We start from the raw sequence: 17875 nt of genomic DNA, 5'->3' as shown, positions 1-17875 counted from the left end.
TCCCTCGCTCTCTTCCCCCACCGTCGTCCTCACGTTAGTGACGGCCACCGACAGCCGGATTCATCGGTGATCGGCCGAATCACTGGTGCAGAACGAGAACCTGTTCCATCCTGTCTCGATGGGGATCGAGTCGACGGCCGCCCACTACCTGCCGGGCGGCGGCACCGCGTGGCGCAACCCGTGGCCGGCGTACGCAGCGCTCCGGGAGCACGACCCGGTCCACCGCGTCGTCCCCGAGAGCCGGCCCGAGGACGACTTCTTCGTGCTCTCGCGGCACGCGGACGTGCTGGCGGCGGCCGTCGACACCGAGACGTTCAGCAGTGCCCGCGGCCTCACCGTCGGGTACGACGACCTCGAGCGGATCGGCCTGGCCGATGACCCGCCGTTCGTGATGACCGACCCGCCCGTGCACACCGCGTTCCGGCGGCTGGTCGCCCGCGGGTTCACCCCGCGCCAGGTCGCGGAGCTCGAGCCGGCGGTGCGCGCGTTCGTCGTCGAGCGGCTGGAGCGGCTCCGCGCGGCCGGCGGCGGCGACATCGTCGCCGAGCTGTTCAAGCCGATGCCGAGCATGGTCGTCGCCCACTACCTGGGGGTGCCGGACCAGGACCGCCCGCGCTTCGACGAGTGGACCAACGCGATCGTGGCCGCCAACGCCGCGGAGGGCACCGGCGGCGCCGTCGGTGGTGCTGCCGGAGCGACGGTCGAGCTGATGGCGTACTTCTCCGCCCTGATGGAGCAGCGCCGGGCCGAGCAGGCGGCGGGGCTGATGGGGGAGGACACCGTCTCCCACCTCGTCGCGGCCGCGACCGACCCCGGCGAGGGTGACCCCCGCACCGACGCGATGGCGATCCTCGGCTTCGTCTTCACGATGGTGACCGGCGGCAACGACACGACGACCGGCCTGCTCGGCGGCGCGATGGAGCTGCTGGCGTCGTACCCCGAGCAGCACGAGGAGCTCGCCGAGATGCCCGGGCTGGTCCCGGACGCGGTCGAGGAGCTGCTCCGGCTGACCTCGCCGGTCCAGGGCCTCGCCCGCACCACCACCCGCGACGTCGAGCTGCACGGCACGGTGATCCCGGCGGGCCGGCGGGTGCTGCTGCTCTACGCCGCGGCCAACCGCGACTGGCGCAAGTACGGCGCCGACGCCGAGCAGCTCGACATCCGGCGCCGGCCGACCCAGATCCTCACGTTCAGCCAGGGCCACCACCACTGCCTGGGCGCTGCTGCCGCCCGGCTGCAGGCCCGGGTCGCGCTCGAGGAGCTGGTACGCCGGATCCCGCGGTTCACGGTCGACCCGGACCAGATCGTCTGGGCGCCGGGCGCCTACGTGCGGCGGCCGGTCGCAGTGCCGATCACGATCACCTGACCGCGCCGCCCGCGCAAGCGCGGGCACCAGCGCGCTCGGTGGTTGAGGTGCGAGGCGCGTCAGCGCCGAGCCTCGAAGCCACCCCCGGATGCCCTGTGGATGCGCTTGTCCGGCTCGATCAGATGTTCTATTATGAACTCAACGTCGATCGTTGTCTCGGGAGGTGCCGTGGTCGCGCAGCTGATGCCCCGGCCGCATCCGATCACGGCCTGCGCCGACCGGGTCTCCGCCGTCCTTGCGCGCGCGGAGGAGCAGCTGGTCGCCCCTACGCGCACCTGAGCCGCCGCGGTCCGCGCTGCCGATGAGTTTCGCCGTGGCGCCGAGTCTGGCTTCCCATGCACCCGACCTCGCGACCCTGCGACCCTTGCGACCCTTGCGACCCTTGCGACGCAGCCTCATGACCGGCGCGCAAAGGAGACAGGCGTGAAGCTCCTCCTCACGTCCGCGGGCATCACCAACCCGAGCGTCCACGAGGCTCTCGTCGATCTCCTGAGCAAGCCGATCGCCGAGTCCGACGCCCTCTGCATCCCGACCGCCACCTATGGCCATCCCATGGCCGGCCCCGGGGAGGCATGGCGCTTCATCAGCGGACAAGAGCCCAGGACGCCCATGTGCGAGCTCGGGTGGAAGTCCCTGGGAGTGCTCGAGCTCACCGCGCTGCCGAGCATCGACCACGACCGCTGGGTCTCGTGGGTCCGGGAGGCAGACGTGCTGCTGGTGAACGGCGGCGACGCCCTCTACCTGGGCCACTGGATGCGGGAGTCGGGCCTGGCAGATCTCCTGCCGTCGCTGCGCGAGACGGTCTGGGTGGGGCTGAGCGGCGGGAGCATGGTGATGACTCCCCGGATCGGGGACTACTTCGTCGAGTGGAAGCCGCCCGCCGGGGGCGACAGCGCGCTCGGAGTGGTCGACTTCTCGATCTTCCCCCACGTGGACCACGAGATGATGCCGGACAACACCATGGCCGACGCGGAGCGGTGGGCGGCCGACCTCTCAGCCCCGGCCTACGCAATCGACGACCAGACCGCGATCACGGTGGCCGACGGCACCGTCGAGGTGGTCTCCGAGGGGCACTGGAGGCAGTTCCCCTCCTAGGTCCGTACCGTGGCGCCGGCGGCGGCGGTGCCCTAACCTCCGAGCCATGGACATCCTCATCCAGACCGTTTGGATGGCCGTGCTCCTCGCGGCCTCGCCGGTCGGAGCCTGGTACACCCACCGCCACCCCGCCGTTCGCAACGACGCCTGGGGCGGTGCGCTGGGCTTCTTCCTGAGCTGGCTGGGGTTCCTGATCGCCGTGGTGTTCTGCGCCTGGCGCGCGCGCCGGCTGCGTGACCGGGGGTCGGGCCTGGCGCCTACCGCATGAGCGGTTAGTCGCCGGTCGATGCAGCAAGACGTACGACGGCCTCCGCGACCTCGGGGCCGAACATCACCGGGTCGTTGTGGTCGGCGCCCTCGAGGACCACTTCCTCGACCAGCGACGGGGCACCGTCGGCGACCCGGGCGCTGAGCGACGAGGGCACGACGGTGTCCTGGTCGCCGTACACGACGGTCACGGGGACCTCGCTGTCCTCCAGGTGGTCGAGGACCGGGAACCGGTCGCGCAGGAGCGCTCGCACCGGCAGCCACGGGTAGTGGTGGGACCCGACGTCGGACAGCTCGGTGAACGGCGACCGCAGCACCAGGCCGGCCGGCGGGCGCTCGGCCTGGAGGGCAGCGACCACGCCGGTGCCGAGCGACTCGCCGAAGTACAGCGTGCGCTCCGGCGGGAACCCGAGCTCCTCGAGCGCCTCGGCGCCGGCCCGGGCGTCGGCGAGGAGCCCGTCCTCGCTCGGCGAGCCGGGATTGCCGCCGTACCCCCGATAGTCGAGGAGCAGCACGGCGAGCCCGCGGTCGCTCAGCAGCTGGGCGAGGTCCGCGCGCCCGAGCCGGTTGCCGCCGTTGCCCGGCGCGAGCAGCACTGCCATGCCTCGGTCACGTCCCTCCCGGGCCGGCACGAACCAGGCGTCGAGCGTGAGGCCGTCATCGGTCTGCAGCGTGACGTCGCGGGCACCGGCCAGCACCTCGTCGGCCGGCGGGACCGGAGAGGGGTCGGGGAAGTAGATGAGCTGACGCTGCAGTGCCCACATCGCTCCCACCACCGTCCCCAGGACCAGACCCACGACCAACGCTGCCCCCAACCATCGTCGAGTCCGCTGCCGTGCCATCCCTCATGCTGTGCCGTGCCCGGCGGGTCCGCAATCCGCCCGGCCGGGGGGCGGCGATGAAACTCGCCCGGGCCGCCGGTCAGCACCGACATGAGCAATGAGACCCACGGCGTCGGCCCGCTCGACGTCACGTTCACGGAGACACTGCGACAGAGTCCGGCCAAGGGCGGCTGGACCTACATCGTCTGGCCCGAGTCGGCCGCGTACTTCGGCACCCGGGGACGGGTGAAGGTGCGGGGGACGATCGACGGCGAGCCGTTCGAGACCTCGTTCATGGCGCTCGGCGACGGCAACCACAAGCTCCCTGTTGCCAATGCGCTGCGCGTCGAGAGCGGCAAGCAGGAGGGCGACCAGGTCGTCATTCACCTGACCGAGCGGGTTGCGTGAGCCGGTAGCGCCAGAACACCGGGATCGCGACCGTCGCGGCGGCGGTGAGCACGACGACCAGGATGCCGCCGCCGGCGGCGGCGACCGCCGTACCGACCATCGCAGCGGTGGCGCCGTGCGCGACGTCGGCGATCCGGGGCCCACCGGCGACGACGACGATGAAGATCCCCTGGAGCCGGCCGCGGACCTCGTCGGCCGCCGAGGACTGCAGGATGCTCTGCCGGAACGCGGCCGACGCCATGTCCGCCGCGCCGCCGACGATGAGCATCACCACCGCCGCGCCCAGCATCCACGGCACCGCGCCGGGCACCTCGTCGGCGATGAACACCGCGACGCCGAAGCCCGCCATCGCCAGGCCCCAGACGACGATGCACCACACGACGGCCTGGCCCTGGGCGGTGATCCGGGAGACCCAGCCCGAGAAGACGCCGCCGATGACGGCGCCTGCTGGGATGCCGGCGAAGAGCACGGCGAACGCCAGGCCACCCTCCTCGGGGCCTGCGAAGCTCTCGTGCGCGATCTCCGGGAAGAGGGCTCGCGGCATTCCGAAGACCATCGCGATGATGTCGACGAGGAAGGACATCATCAGGACCGGGTGGCCGCGCAGGTAGCCGATGCCCTCGACCACCGACCGCAGCCCGGGCGGCCGGCCGCCGGCACCCTCGACCGGGAGGGCGGGGAGCCGCACCACCGCCCAGAGCGTCGCGAACAGGCAGACGGTGTCGATCAGGTAGAGCCAGGAGAACCCAAGGACCGGGATCAGTGCGCCGGCGACCAGCGGGCCGGCGATCGCCCCGGCCTGGAAGACGGTCATGGAGAGGGAGTTGGCGGCCGGCAGCAGCTCGATGGGCAGCAGCTTCGGCAGGATCGCGCTCCGCGTGGGCTGGTTGATCGCGAAGAACGCCTGCTGCACCGAGAAGAGGCCGAGCAGGAGCCACACGTTTCCGCCACCGAGGGCGGCCTGCGCCCAGAACAGCGCACTCGTGCCGATCAGGCCCGCGGTCGTGACGAGCAGCAGCGTGCGCCGGTCGAAGTGGTCGGCGAGCGCGCCGCCCCACAGGCCGAACACCACCAGCGGCACCAGCCCGAAGACCCCCGTCAGGCCGACGTACGCCGACGAGCCGGTCTCGGCGTAGATCTGGGCCGGCACTGCGACCACGGTCAGCTGCGCGCCGACCACGGTGACGATGTTCGCCGTCCAGAGCCGGCGGAAGTGCGGGTCGGACAGCGGTCGCGTGTCGGCGAGGAGGCCCCTCATCCGTCGTACGCGACGTGCGGCGACCAGCCGTCGTCGGGCCGGGAGACCGCCTGCCACATCGCGTCGGCGATGGGCGGTGGGGAGAACGGGCCTTCCTTGGCGAGCACCCCGTTGATCTGTACGGCGACGGCCCGGATCCCGTCGGGAGCGAGGGTCGCGTCCAGGCTCGTCACCAGGTTGCGGACCGCCGCCTTCTGCACGCCGAGCGACGCAGCCGCGGCGGACGGCTCGTCGGCGGCAGCGCTGCCGGTCACCAGCACCCGGGCACCGGAGCCGAGGAACGGGCGGGCCGCCTGGACGGCGGGCAGCAGGGCGCCGGCGCCGAGGGCGACGTCCTCGAGCAGCTCGGGGACCGTGAGGTGCAGCGGGTCCTTCTCGCGCCACGCGCTCGGGTTGAAGTGAAGCGCGTCGATCCGCCCGTACCTGGTGCCGATGCCGGTCACGACACCGGTGATCTCGGCCGGGTCGGTGAGGTCGACCCCCACGCCCAGCGCCTCGTGCCCGTCGTCACGGAGCGTCTGCGCCAGCGGTTCGGCATCCGCCTCCGTGCGCGTGGCCAGCACGGCGGCGTACCCCTCCTGCGCGAAGCGGCGGGCGACCGCGAGGCCGAGGCCCGGACCGGCGCCGAGGACGACGAGGACAGGCTGGCTCATGCGCTCAGCCTAGAAGTCACTGGATGGGCGGCCAGCAGTACCGGTAGCGGGGGACATCGCCGAACGGGTCGGTGTAGTCCTCGCCGTCGACGAACGTCCCGACCACCTCGGCGGTGCGGACCAGCTTGCCGAGGACACCGCGGTCGAGCGCGCTCTGCTTGTCGACCGGCTCCCGCACCGCCACCCGGTGCGCGAGCGAGGCCTGCAGGACGTCGCGCTCGTACGCCGCCCAGCGCTCGCGGCCGGCGGCGTAGTCCGGTGCGTCGCGGTAGACGACGACCACCCGTGACCCGCCCCGGAACCGCTTGCGCGACTGGCCGTCCGCCGCCACCTCCGCCTCGGCGCCGGTGGTCACGACGTGGCCGCCGCCGCCGATGATGTTGCTGGGCTGGTCGAGCGTCACCTGGGCGCTGTAGCAGTCCCGCGGCCGCACGCCGACGACGCCGAGGTAGGACTCGAGCAGCTCGGCGCCGGTGCTCGGCAGGTAGGGGAAGGGCGACGGCACCAGGAACCGCCGGTCAGGGTGCGGCGCGACGACCCGGCGGACGTCGCCCCAGTTGAGGACGGCGATGTGGACGCCCGGCGCCGGCAGCACCTGGAGCGGCCGCTGCTGCTGCAGGCGCTGGCCGACGCCCTCGGCCAGCCCCGGGGGATGGAGGACGACCAGCCCGGTCACCCCGATGACGACGTACGGCGACCCGCCACCGCTCTCGCCGCTCCCGCCCGACCCGGCGTCGACGTCGACCAGCCGGGCGATGCCGAGCGACTGCTCGGGCCCGAGGTCGGCCGCGCGGAGGTACTCCAGCCCGAGGTCCTCGTCGAGGATCGACGGCTCGCCGGGACGGCGGGCGGCCCAGCGGTCGCGGGCCGAGAACCCCGCCACGGCGGCGGGCGCTGCCGCCGGCAGACCGGGAGCCGCCGCGTGCACGACCTCCCACTCGACGACCGACGCCTTTGCGAAGCGCAGCCCGCCCGGGATGTGGTCGGGCACCCGGTAGACGCCGTACACGAGGTCCGGCCGGGCCGAGAGGCCAGCGGATCCGAGCCACGCACACAGGTCCTTGACGCCGTTCCTCGGGTCGACCGCGACCCGGGTGAGCACGCCCGGCGACCGGTCCGGGGCGAGGTACGGCGTTCGCGCCTCGTCCCGCTGGGCGCGCTCGTGCGCGTACTGCGCCTCTCGGTCGCCGGTCACCGGCGCCGTCGGGGGCGGCGGGGGTGGCGGGGGTGGAGCCGTGCGGCCGAGCGGGTTGCGCAGCGTGGCCGCGAGCTCCGCCTTCGACGCCTCCCACTGGCTCCGGAGGTTGACGTCGGTCATCCGCTCCCGGTCGGGCATCGGGCCGTAGAGGTAGTCGCCGGCCGGTCCCCCCAGGACCCGCCGGGCACGCTCTGCCTCGATGACCTGGTCGGCATTGGCCGCCATGGTCTCGCGGGCCTGCTGCATCGCGGCCTCGTACTGCGCGCGCTGCTCGGGCGTCCAGCCCGCCATCTGCTCCTCGGTGAGCTGGCCGCCGTTGGCCAGCGACAGCTTGCTGTGCTCGATGCCCCGCTTGATGTTGGCAGGGCTCATCGCCTGGGCGACCTGCTTGAGCCTGCCGAACACCCCTCGAGTCTCGACCTGTCGTCGGTTGCGCACCCTGGTTTCGAAAAATGTCGTGGCAGGCTGTCGTATCGCGGGGGACCCGTTCGTAGCGAGGGTGAGAGGCGGTCATCGGGGCCGGCCGACATGAGGAGATCGACATGACGCAGTACCTGCTTTCCGTGCACGGCAGCGAGGACGACTACGCGGAGATCACGCCCGAGACCATGCAGGAGATGTTCGCCGCGGTCGACGCGTTCAACGACAAGGTCCGCGAGGCCGGGATCTGGGTGTTCGCCGGTGGCCTCGAGCCTGCCGAGACCGCGACGGTCGTGGACGGACAGGGCGAGACCCCCGTCATGACCGACGGCCCCTACCTCGAGACCAAAGAGCACCTCGGCGGTTTCTGGATCATCGACGTCCGCGACCTCGACGAGGCGCTCAGGTGGGCGGCCGAGGGCTCCAAGGCCTGCCAGGGCAAGGTCGAGGTCCGGCCGTTCCAGGCCGAGCCCGCCTGAGCTCCGACCGGTGTCCGGTGCGACCGCGGAGATCGAGCGGGTCTTCCGCGAGGAGTATGGCCGGCTGATCGCCTCGCTGGTCCGCCGCTTCGGCGACATCGACATCGCCGAGGAGGCGGCCGGCGAGGCGCTCGTCGCCGCGTTGGAGAAGTGGCCCCGGCAATTTCCGGGGTCCGGCGTACCTCCCAACCCCGGCGCGTGGTTGACGACCACCGCCGGCAACCGCGCGATCGACCGGCTCCGCCGCGAGAAGCAGCGGGACACCAAGCACCGTCAGGCGGCTGCCATGTACGACGACACACCCCATGAGTCGCTCGGGATGTTCGAGGAGCACGAGGACGACCGGCTGCGGCTCATGTTCACCTGCTGCCACCCGGCGCTCGCCCCCGAGGCGCGGATCGCGCTGACGCTGCGGCTGCTGGGCGGGCTGACGGTCGAGGAGATCGCGCAGGCGTTCCTCGTCCCCGAGACGACGATGGGCCAGCGCATCACCCGGGCGAAGAAGAAGATCGCGGCCGCGAGGATCCCCTACCGGGTGCCCGAGGCCGAGGACCTGCCGGCGCGGGTCGCGACCGTTCTCGCGGTGCTGTTCCTGGTCTTCAACGAGGGCTACCTCTCCAGCGGCGACGGCTCACCGATCCGCGGTGAGCTCACGGCCGAGGCCATCCGGCTGGCCCGGATCCTGCACGGGCTCATGCCCGACGAGCCGGAGGTCACCGGCCTGCTCGCGCTGCTGCTGCTCACCGAGGCGCGGCGCGACGCGCGGGTGCGCGGTGGCGAGCTGGTGCGGCTCGACGACCAGGACCGCGGCGGGTGGGACCGGTCGCTCATCGCCGAGGGGCACGCGCTGGTGCGCGAGTGCCTCACCCTCAACCGTCCCGGCCGCTACCAGATCCTGGCGGCCATCAATGCCGTCCACACCGACGCGCCGACGGCGGCGGACACCGACTGGTCGCAGGTCGTCGCGCTCTACGACCAGCTCGCCCGGATCGACCCCTCGCCGATCGTCGCCCTCAACCGGGCGGTCGCGATCGCCGAGCTCGACGGCCCCGAGGTGGCACTCGCCCAGGTCGACAGGCTGGCGGCCGCGGCACCGGTCCTGGCTGTGTTGTCCGGGTACCACGCCTTCCACGCGACCCGCGCCGACCTGCTCCGCCGGCTCGGTCGCAGCGCCGACGCCCGCGAGGCGTACGACGCCGCGCTCGCCGTCTGCGACAACACCGCCGAGCGCGCCTACCTGAGCCGGCGGCGCGGCGAGCTGGTCTGAGGCAGGTCAGTCGCCGGTGCCCCGCTTCGGCCGGGGCAGCCACAGCACGAACGTGGTCGTCGGCGCGGTGTGGTCGAGGGAGAGGTGGCCGCCGGCGAGCTCGGCCAGCTCGGACGCCACCGCGAGGCCGACGCCGTGACCGTCGTGCTGGTCGCGGGACGTCACGCCTCGTCGGAAGACGTCGTTGCCGAGGTCGGCGACACCGTCGTCCGACACCGTCACCGCGAGGTGGGAGCCGGCGTCGTAGGCGCCCACGGTGATCCGCCCGGTCCCGTGGACGCGGGCGTTGTCGATGAGCACGTCGAGCACCTGGGTCACCGGTCCGGGGATCAGCCGGGCGGGCACGACGCCGTCGCCGTCGACGACCAGCTCGCGGCCGGCGGCGGCGAGCCGCGCCCGCCAGCGGCCGGCCGTGTCGGCCACCAGCGCGGCGAGGTCGACGTCGAGCTGCTCCCCGGTCCGCTGGCCCCGCGCGAGCCCCAGCAGCTCGTCGATGGAGGTCGTGAGCCGGTCGAGCTCGCCGAGCCCGCGGTCGAGCTCCTCGCGCAGCGCGGGCGTCGTCTCGGGCCACAGCGAGAGGTCCTCGAGCTGCAGCCGGAGCGCGGTGATCGGCGTCCGCAGCTGGTGGGAGGCGTTCGCCGCGAACTCCCGTTCGCGGCGCACCAGCTGGTCGAGCTGGCGGGCGGTCCGGCGGAGCGACGTCGCGATCGCGTCGGCCTCGGGGACGGCGTACGACGGGATGTCGATGTCGAACCGGCCGTGACCGAGCACGTCGGCGGTGTCCGCGAGCTCGCGGAACGGCAGGGACAAGCGGCGGGCCAGCACGAACCCGAGCACGGCCGCGAGCGCCGCCAGCGCGAGCCCGAGCGTCACCAGTGGCCGGACGGCCTCCCAGACGTCCTCCTGCACGGTGGAGGCGGACGTCGTCAGGGTGAGCTCCCCGTCCCTGAGGTCGCGGGTGACGGTGACCGCCTCGCTGTCTCCCGGGTCGACGGTCTGCCCGACGGTGACCGGGGCTCCGTCGGTGGGGTCGTAGCTGATGCCGTCGGCTGCGGACAGGCCGGGCCGCAGCAGCGCGGGGTCGACGGTGTCGCCGGCGGCGCGGCGCTCGCCGACCAGCGCCGCCAGGATCGTCGCGGAGTCGTTGAGCTGGTCCCGCTCGGTGTCCCGAACCAGGTTGGCGAGGAAGTAGGCGCGCGGGATGCCGTAGAGGCAGATCACCGCGATCGTCAGGCCAACCACGGTCGCGACGAGACGCTCACGCATGACCGGTGGAGTCCTCCAGCCGGAAGCCCACGCCGCGCACCGTGGTGAGGGCGACCGGGGCGCGTTGGTCCTGGAGCTTCTGCCGGAGCCGGCCGATGGTCGCGTCCAACGTCTTGGTCGAGCCGAACCAGTTCTCGTCCCAGACCTCGGCCATCAGCGTCTCCCGGCTGACCACGGCGCCGCGGCGCTCGTCCATCAGCTGGAGCACGTCGAACTCCTTGGCGGTGAGGACGAGCTCCTCGTCGTCGACGAAGGCGCGTCGTGCCGCGGCATCGACGCGCAGGCCGGCGGTCCGTGCGGGAGCGGTGTCGTGGGCGGGTTGCGTGGCCACCGCGGCGGGCTCGGCCGACGCGCTCCGCCGCAGCAGGGCGCGGACCCGCGCGAGCAGCTCGGACAGGCTGAACGGCTTGGCGAGGTAGTCGTCGGCGCCCATGTCGAGGCCGACGACGCGGTCGAGCTCGCCCGAGCGGGCGGTGAGGATCAGGATGCCGCCGTCGTACCCGTCCGCGCGGAGCCGGCGGCACACCTCCAGCCCGTCGATGTCGGGGAGGCCGAGGTCGAGGAGGACCAGCGTGATGCCGCCGAGCCTCGCCCGGTCGAGGGCCTCGCTGCCGGTGGCGACCCGGCTGACGTCGTACCCCTCGCGCTCGACGGCCCGCACCAGTGGTGCCGCGATGGCGTCGTCGTCCTCGACGATCAGCAGGGAGGCGGGCACCTCACAGAGCATAGGGCGGTGTGTCGTCGATGTGACGCCGGTCGCGCCTGGTGCGTGCGTCGAGCGCGACCAGTGCCAGGACCGCAGCGGCGAGGACGCCGATCGCCGCGTGCTCGAGGCCGAACGGCTCGCGCGCCTCTCCCGGCGGCCCGACGCTCACCACGAGAGCGAGAGCAACGAGGTCGAGCGTGCAGAGGAGGACGGCCGTCAACCGCGCTCCGAACAAGTTGCCGCGCGCCATGCCGACCGCTGCGGCGAGGATCACGCTGCACCAGAACAGACCGCCCACGCGATCTCCGGTGTCCCCGGCCGCCTGGACGGCGCCGAGCAGGTGCACCCCTGCGAGTGCCGCGGCGCAGGCCACGGCGGCGCGCGAGGCGAGGGTGGTGGACGCCATCAGAACTCCCGGTCCGCAGCGCCGGCCTCGGTGACCGGTGCCGTCGAGCAGGGGAGGCCGTCGGTGGTGCGGACCGCCGAGGTGGGGGTCCAGACCATCGCGGCTGGCAGGCTCACCGTCCGGAGGCTGCTGTTGGTGCCCGACGCCATGACCCCGATGCTGAGCGTGATCACGGTGCGGTCGATCCCGTTCACCGTGACGGTGGCCGCGGTGAGGGTGGCGTTGAAGGTGACAGTCTTGCCCGACTTCAGGTAGTCCTCCTTGAGGTTCACCGAGCCGAGGTTGATCGTCGTGGTCCCGATCCGGACATCGAGGGTGTCCCCCTTGATGCCGGTCCCGACACCGGTGACGGTGCCGTCGCGGAACCGGGCGGTGACGGCGAGTGACCCGCCTGTCCACCCGGTCGCGACCGTGCCGGGCGCCACCGTCCGGCTGTAGGTGAACGTCATCGAGTCCCCGCTGGTGACCCTCCCGGCGGTGCCGCCGCCGTTGGCGGACTGCACGTCGACACCGCGCAGCGGGGCGTTGTCGACCTGGCGGCCGGTCACCGGGGTCGAGGTCGTCTGCCTGCCGGACCCGTCGGTCAGGACGGCCCGGAGGTCGTAGAGGCCGTCGGCCGCGGTGGTGGTGTCCCAGGCGCAGGAGTACGGCGCGACCGTGTCGGTGCAGAGGTCGGCCCAGGTCGCGGTGCCGGTGGGCGCCCGCTGGATCCGGACCGACGTGATGCCGGCGGTCGAGCTGGCGGTGGCCTGCACCGCGACCGTGCCGGTCAGGAACGCGCCGGGGTCCTCCACCGAGACCGACGAGACGGTGTTGTCGACGACCCGGCCGGTGACGGCGGCGGTGGTCGTCACGTTGCCAGCGTTGTCGGTGGCCACCGCCCGGAAGCTGTAGCTGCCGTCGGCGACCGTGGTGGTGTCGAAGCGGCAGGAGTACGGCGCAGCGGCGATGACGCACGCGTTGCGGTAGGTGCCGGTGGTGGCCGGCGCGTACTGGAGCACGACCTGGGCGATGCCGGAGTCGTTCTGGCCGACGGTCGCCGTGGCCGCGAGGGTGACCGTTCCGCGCAGCGGGGTGCCGGGGTCGGTCATCGTCACGACGGGTGCGCTGTTGTCAACGACCACGTCGTCGACGACGGCGGAGGTGTAGGAGCCGCCGACGGTGGGGCGGGCGACGGCGCGCAGGTCGTAGGAGGCGTCCGCCACCAGGCCGCTGGTGGCCCACGTGCAGCCGACCTGGCCGTTGACGACCGAGGAGCTCGAGCAGGCGGTCCGCCACTGGGTGGTGCCGGCGGCGGCGTACTCCATCGTGACGGTCCAGGAGAGCGTCGACCCGCCGTGGATCGTGGCGCTCAGCGGGACGTTGCCGCGGACGAAGTCGCCGGGGGAGGCCAGCACGACCACGACGTTGTTGGCGACGACCGTGCGGACCTGCTCGGAGATGGCGGTGAGGCCGCTGTTGTCGACGGCGACCGCCCGCAGGTCGTACTGCCCGTCGGCGACGGAGCCGGTGGCCCAGGCGCAGGAGTACGGCGCGACGGTGTCGGTGCAGATGGCGGTCCAGCCGTCGGCGTTGACGGCCTGCCGCTGGATCTGGACCGACGCGACGCCGGACTCCGGGTCGGACGCGGTGGCGCTCACCGTGGTCGTGCCGGTCACCGTCCCGCTGGGGGCGACCATGGCGACGGTCGGCGGCGTCCAGTCCGACGACGCTCGCACCGTCGCGGAGTTCGCGCTCGTCGCGACGTAGGTGGCGGAGGAGAACGAGGTCGTGCCGATCGCCGTGCTCACGGCGACGGCAGCCAGGAGGACCAGGGCTGAGGCGGCCAGGATGCTGCGGCTCATCGTCCCTCCTCCAGTTGTCGTCGCGGGGTTGTCACGTGGTCGTCAAGTTGTCGTCGCGGGGGTGTCCGCGCGTCGTTTCGACGCTAGTGAGTGAGGCTCCACGGGAGATCGACGCGACCTCCACGGGACCTCCACAGTTCGGAACCGGGAGCTGTCACCGGCCGAAAAACCCACGCACGCTCCGCCCGGCTGAGCCCGGCGGAGCGTGCGTCCCCCTAGATGGATCCCGCAGCGACGACCGCTGTCCCCTGTCGCGGTCGAAGGCGGGACCGGAGTGCGCCGACCAGCTGGCCGATACTGACCAGCCCCACAAGGCCGGCGGGCACTCCGATGACGAGCATCCGGGTCTCCCGGTCGGCCAGCGCGATGAGCGCGTAGCCGACGTACGGGACCGTGACCGCCACCGCGGCCTGCTCGTCGTGGGCCAGGGTGAACCGCCACGGATCGGGATCCGGGTTGGCGTCACCCTGGGTGCGGAGGACCTGTCGTCCGACGCCATCCCGGCCGATCCGCACGATGCGGTGGGTGACCAACGTGGTCACCCCGCTCGACGCCGGCGGCTGGTAGGTGATGACGTCCCCCACGCGGAGGTCCTTCGCAGGCACGGTTTCGGAGTAGACCACCGAGCCGCGCTCGATCGAGCCCGACATCGAGCCGCCGGTGATGACGTAGCGCTCGTAGCCGAGGAGCGACGGCACGAGGTACGCCGCCGCCGTGAGCGTGATCGCCACCAGCGTCAGGTTGACGGCCAGTGCCGTCAGCCGCTGCCGCACGGGGCGTCGGTCGGTGCTCACGTCGGTGTCTCCTCGGTCGGTGGTCGGCCCGTAGGTCGGGTCAGGGGGTGGGACGGGACGGCGTCACTGGTTGACGGTCTCGCCGTCGAGCTGGATCGCGTCCCACTTGTAGGCGGCCGTGGCGGTCTTGCCCTGGTCGGCGTTGCCGGCGGTCGGGGCGAGCTGCACGGAGAAGCGGTACGTCGCCGCCGCGCCGGGCTGCATCGTGCCGAGAGCGGTCTTGGTGCCGTCCACGAGGCCGCCGAAGGTGCCGGTGTACACGTTGGCGCCGCTGGTCGTGTTCGTGATCGTCAGCGAGAGGTTGTCGCCGGAGAACGCGTTGCTCGAGCTGGTCTCGGTGAGGCTGAACGCGGCCGGGAGGCTGCCGGTGTTGGTGAGCGTGAGCGTCCCGTTGACGGTGTCGCCCGGCTTCATCGTCGGCAGGTTGAAGACGGCCTGGTCGGCCTTGGAGTTGGTGTGGGTCAGCGAGCCCGAGGTCACCGAGCTGATCGTGTTGTTCGACTCGGAGGTGAAGGTCGCGCCGGACCCGATCGCGACGGCGCCGGCGGCGGCCAGCGTGGCGAGGGGGACGAGGATCTTGGTGGTGTTCTTCATGCTGCGTGGTGCTCCTTGGGTCTGGTTCCCGGTGTGGGGATGACGACAACGCTAGGGAGGCGCGCACCACACGGTTTCGACACGAGATCCACGCGCAGGCAACAGTTCGGCACGCCCGGTCGTCGGGACCACACGTCGTCCACAACCGGACACGGCGCCCCGTTGGAAGGGCGCTCACCGGCGACCTAGGCTGCATCGGGTGACGCTCTCGCCGCTGCAGCTTCCCTCGACCGCCGACGCCGCCACCTGGGGGGAGTGGGTGAGATCCCGCTCGACGGAGGAGCTCGACCGCGCGCGTGAGCTGGTCGGCACGATCCGCACCCTTCCGCCCAACGAGCCGATGGCGGCGCTGCGTGCCTGGGACCGGGCGACGGGTCACCTCGGCAACGCCGCTGCGCTCGGCTCGCTGATCGGCAACGTGCATCCCGACGAGGCCGTGCGCGACCTCGCCGACACCGCCGAGCAGGAGGCCCAGCGGCTGGCGACCGAGTGGAGCCTCGACCGTGAGCTGTACGACGCGTTCGCCGCCCTCGACGGCACCCGGATCGAGGAGGACCCGCTGGCGACCCGGCTGCTGGAGAAGGTCCGCAAGGACTTCCGGCGCTCGGGCGTGGACCGCGACGAGAAGACCCGCGACCGGATCTCGGCGATCCGCGACCGGCTGACCGAGCTCGACCAGGAGTTCAGCAAGATCGCCCGCGACGACGTCCGCAGCATCCGGGTCGAGCCGGACCGGCTCGCCGGCCTGCCCCAGGACTGGCTGGACGCGCACCCCGCCGGTGACGACGGGCTGGTCACCGTCACGACCGACTACCCGGACGCCATCCCGGTGCGGATGTTCGCCCACGACCAGGGCGTGCGGCGCGACATCCAGACCGCGTTCCTCCAGCGCGGCTGGCCCGAGGCCGAGCCCCTGCTCCAGGAGATGTTCGCGCTGCGGCAGGAGCTCGCGGCGCTGGTCGGCTACTACGACTGGCCGTCCTACGACGCCGACGTGAAGATGATCGGCCAGGGCCACGCCATCCCCGAGTTCATCGAGAAGATCGTGGCGGCCGCCGACGGGCCGATGCGCGCCGACCTCGAGGTCCTCCTCGAGCGCTACCGTCGCGACTACCCCGAGGCCAACGAGATCCCGCTCTACGACTCGTTCTACTACCAGGAGCAGGTCCGCCAGGAGCAGTACGACGTCGACGGCCAGCGGGTCCGCACGTACTTCGAGTTCCCCAAGGTCCGCCAGGGGCTGCTCGACGTGACCGGGCGGCTGTTCGGGCTGCGCTACGAGCCCGTCGACGTGCCGGTCTGGCACGAGGACGTGACGTCGTACGACGTGTTCCGGGTCGACGGTGACGCGTTGATCGGCCGCATCCACCTCGACCTCCACCCGCGGGAGGGCAAGTACAAGCACGCAGCGCAGTTCACGCTCACCGACGGCGTCGCCGGCGAGCAGCTGCCGGAGGGCGTGCTGGTCTGCAACTTCTCCCGCGGGCTGATGGAGCACGACCACGTGGTGACGCTCTTCCACGAGTTCGGGCACCTGCTCCACCACGTCCTCGCCGGCCACGGCGAGTGGTTCCGGTTCGCCGGTGTCGCCACCGAGTGGGACTTCGTCGAGGCGCCGAGCCAGATGCTCGAGGAGTGGGCGTGGGACCCGGCGGTGCTGCGCGGCTTCGCGACGGACGCGAACGGCGAGCCGATCCCGACCGAGCTGGTGGAGGCGATGCGCCGCTCCGACGACTACGGCAAGGGGATCTACGCGCGGACCCAGATGTTCTACGCCGCGATGTCCTACTGGTTCCACGCCGACGAGGCCAAGCGCGCCGCCGGCGAGGAGGTCGCGTCGCTGACCGACCGGATGATCGAGTTCCAGCAGCGGTACGCCGCCCTGCCCTACCTCGAGGGCACCCACATGTTCGCGTCGTTCGGCCACCTCGGCGGCTACAGCTCGGCCTACTACACCTACATGTGGTCGCTGGTGATCGCGAAGGACATGTTCAGCGCGTTCGACCCCGAGGACCTCTTCGACCCGGAGGTCGCCGGCCGCTACCGCGACAGCGTGCTGGTCCCGGGCGGCAGCAAGGACGCGGCCGACCTGGTCGCCGACTTCCTCGGGCGGCCGTACTCGTTCGACTCGTACGCCGCCTGGCTGGCCCGGCAGTGATGTAACTACGTGTTATGGCCACTACCAGGGTGGTCGACCACCGAGGTAGGTGCCATAACACGTAGTTACTTGTGCGCCGCCCGCCCGTGTGCCTACAGTAACGATATATCGCGACATGATGAAGAAAGATCGCGACGAGGGAGGAACCATGCACGGCTTCAACAAGCGCTTCGGCCCGTTCTGGATGGCGGGCATCACGGACTGCGGTCCGCAGAACCAGCACCGGCCCGGCCCCTGGGGCAACCCCTGGGAGCACCGCGGGTCGCACCACCGCGGGGGTGGGCCGGGCGGACCGCCGCCGTGGCTCGCCGGCCTGCTCGGGATGGGCCGGCCCGAGGGGTCGCGCGGCGCCCGCGTCCGCCGCGGTGACGTCCGCTCCGCGATCCTCGACGTGCTTCGCGTGGCGCAGGAGCGGGACGAGCCGATCAACGGCTACCAGGTGATCCAGCAGATCACCGACCGCAGCAGCGGCGCCTGGCGGCCGAGCCCGGGCTCGGTCTACCCGACGATCCAGCAGCTCGAGGACGAGGGCCTCGTCGAGACCGACGACGACCGCGGCCGGCGGTCGCTCCGCCTCACCCAGGCGGGCTCGACGTACTGCGCGGAGAACGCCGCCGAGCTCGCCGCCGTCTGGGCGCCGTTCGAGCGCGCCGAGGCCGAGTGGCCGGGCGAGCACGCCGACATCAAGGCCGAGATCCCGCAGGTGATGAGCGCCGTCTGGCAGATCGTCGTCTCCGGCGATGACGCCCAGCGCCGCGCCGCGGTCGAGGTCCTCGTCGACGCGCGGCGGCGGCTCTACGGCATCCTCGCCGACGGTCCCGCCGCCGACGAGGCGACCGACGGCGAGTGACCGACGAATGACCTGCGACTGACCG

19 protein-coding genes are annotated in these 17875 nt (G+C 72.3%); 9 read left to right on the top strand and 10 right to left on the bottom strand.

The features are described 5' to 3' along the window. Positions 1-118: 118 nt before the first annotated feature. The 4 genes from F0U47_RS11295 (at position 119) to F0U47_RS11285 (ending at position 2729) form a co-directional block, all read left to right on the top strand. Positions 119-1366, top strand: a complete 1248-nt coding sequence (locus F0U47_RS11295) for a cytochrome P450 (protein WP_149750470.1) — start codon at positions 119-121, stop codon at positions 1364-1366. Between the two features lie 132 nt (positions 1367-1498). After that, positions 1499-1645: a hypothetical protein gene (locus F0U47_RS21150; RefSeq protein WP_188111282.1), complete on the top strand. Its 147-nt coding sequence runs from the start codon at positions 1499-1501 to the stop codon at positions 1643-1645. 144 nt (positions 1646-1789) lie between these two features. Next, on the top strand, positions 1790-2461 hold the full coding sequence (locus tag F0U47_RS11290; RefSeq protein WP_149750469.1) for a Type 1 glutamine amidotransferase-like domain-containing protein: 672 nt from the start codon (positions 1790-1792) through the stop codon (positions 2459-2461). Positions 2462-2507: 46 nt separating this feature from the next. Then, entirely contained in the window at positions 2508-2729 is a 222-nt protein-coding gene (locus F0U47_RS11285) for a hypothetical protein (RefSeq protein ID WP_149750468.1), read from the top strand. A gap of 4 nt (positions 2730-2733) precedes the next feature. Here the strand turns inward: F0U47_RS11285 and F0U47_RS11280 are convergent, their stop codons facing one another. Continuing rightward, positions 2734-3525 carry an alpha/beta hydrolase gene (locus F0U47_RS11280; RefSeq protein ID WP_246159566.1) on the bottom strand — a complete coding sequence of 264 codons (792 nt, stop codon included), beginning with the start codon at positions 3523-3525 and terminating at the stop codon, positions 2734-2736. 135 nt (positions 3526-3660) lie between these two features. Between F0U47_RS11280 and F0U47_RS11275 the strand changes: the two genes are divergently transcribed. Then, the gene (locus F0U47_RS11275) at positions 3661-3957 is read left to right on the top strand and encodes a DUF1905 domain-containing protein (RefSeq protein ID WP_149750466.1); all 297 of its coding nucleotides are present in this window, start codon (positions 3661-3663) and stop codon (positions 3955-3957) included. Here F0U47_RS11275 and F0U47_RS11270 read toward each other — a convergent pair. The 3 genes from F0U47_RS11270 to F0U47_RS11260 are packed head-to-tail and all read right to left on the bottom strand — an operon-like array spanning position 3929 to position 7471. Then, complete coding sequence (locus F0U47_RS11270) at positions 3929-5215, bottom strand: MFS transporter (protein ID WP_149750465.1); 1287 nt, start codon at positions 5213-5215, stop codon at positions 3929-3931. The two genes, F0U47_RS11275 and F0U47_RS11270, sit on opposite strands and share 29 nt — an antisense overlap. After that, a complete protein-coding gene (locus F0U47_RS11265) occupies positions 5212-5868 on the bottom strand; it encodes an SDR family NAD(P)-dependent oxidoreductase (protein ID WP_149750464.1) in 657 nt (218 codons plus the stop codon). Before F0U47_RS11265 ends, F0U47_RS11270 begins: the two co-directional genes overlap by 4 nt. A 16-nt stretch (positions 5869-5884) precedes the next feature. Continuing rightward, positions 5885-7471, bottom strand: coding sequence for a hypothetical protein (locus F0U47_RS11260; protein WP_149750463.1), 1587 nt, complete (start codon positions 7469-7471; stop codon positions 5885-5887). A gap of 137 nt (positions 7472-7608) precedes the next feature. Between F0U47_RS11260 and F0U47_RS11255 the strand changes: the two genes are divergently transcribed. Together F0U47_RS11255 and F0U47_RS11250 are read left to right on the top strand one after the other, a co-directional pair. Beyond that, positions 7609-7965, top strand: coding sequence for a YciI family protein (locus F0U47_RS11255; protein ID WP_149750462.1), 357 nt, complete (start codon positions 7609-7611; stop codon positions 7963-7965). Between the two features lie 10 nt (positions 7966-7975). After that, complete coding sequence (locus F0U47_RS11250) at positions 7976-9232, top strand: RNA polymerase sigma factor (RefSeq protein ID WP_149750461.1); 1257 nt, start codon at positions 7976-7978, stop codon at positions 9230-9232. A gap of 6 nt (positions 9233-9238) precedes the next feature. Here the strand turns inward: F0U47_RS11250 and F0U47_RS11245 are convergent, their stop codons facing one another. The 6 genes from F0U47_RS11245 to F0U47_RS11220 form a co-directional block, all read right to left on the bottom strand. Next, entirely contained in the window at positions 9239-10498 is a 1260-nt protein-coding gene (locus tag F0U47_RS11245) for an ATP-binding protein (RefSeq protein WP_149750460.1), read from the bottom strand. Beyond that, entirely contained in the window at positions 10491-11213 is a 723-nt protein-coding gene (locus F0U47_RS11240) for a response regulator transcription factor (protein ID WP_246159565.1), read from the bottom strand. The genes F0U47_RS11245 and F0U47_RS11240 overlap by 8 nt, the downstream gene beginning before the upstream one ends. A 1-nt stretch (position 11214) precedes the next feature. Continuing rightward, complete coding sequence (locus tag F0U47_RS11235) at positions 11215-11610, bottom strand: hypothetical protein (protein WP_149750458.1); 396 nt, start codon at positions 11608-11610, stop codon at positions 11215-11217. Then, positions 11610-13454 (bottom strand): Ig-like domain-containing protein, encoded by a 1845-nt coding sequence (locus F0U47_RS11230; RefSeq protein ID WP_149750457.1) that lies wholly within the window; start codon positions 13452-13454, stop codon positions 11610-11612. Before F0U47_RS11230 ends, F0U47_RS11235 begins: the two co-directional genes overlap by 1 nt. A 215-nt stretch (positions 13455-13669) precedes the next feature. Beyond that, positions 13670-14248 carry a signal peptidase I gene (locus tag F0U47_RS11225; RefSeq protein ID WP_223162726.1) on the bottom strand — a complete coding sequence of 193 codons (579 nt, stop codon included), beginning with the start codon at positions 14246-14248 and terminating at the stop codon, positions 13670-13672. A gap of 63 nt (positions 14249-14311) precedes the next feature. Further along, positions 14312-14842: a TasA family protein gene (locus tag F0U47_RS11220; RefSeq protein WP_149750456.1), complete on the bottom strand. Its 531-nt coding sequence runs from the start codon at positions 14840-14842 to the stop codon at positions 14312-14314. Positions 14843-15041: 199 nt separating this feature from the next. Here F0U47_RS11220 and F0U47_RS11215 point away from each other — a divergent pair, with 199 nt between their 5' ends. Both F0U47_RS11215 and F0U47_RS11210 read left to right on the top strand, forming a co-directional pair. Next, complete coding sequence (locus F0U47_RS11215) at positions 15042-17000, top strand: M3 family metallopeptidase (RefSeq protein ID WP_149750455.1); 1959 nt, start codon at positions 15042-15044, stop codon at positions 16998-17000. A gap of 118 nt (positions 17001-17118) precedes the next feature. Beyond that, a complete protein-coding gene (locus F0U47_RS11210; protein WP_223162725.1) occupies positions 17119-17850 on the top strand; it encodes a PadR family transcriptional regulator in 732 nt (243 codons plus the stop codon). The last annotated feature ends 25 nt before the right edge of the window (positions 17851-17875 follow it).

Origin of the sequence: Nocardioides antri, from assembly GCF_008373765.1 — a bacterium.
GTDB lineage: Bacteria > Actinomycetota > Actinomycetes > Propionibacteriales > Nocardioidaceae > Nocardioides > Nocardioides antri.
Note: the sequence above shows the minus strand (reverse complement) of the source record. Positions and strands in the feature narration are given on the sequence as shown.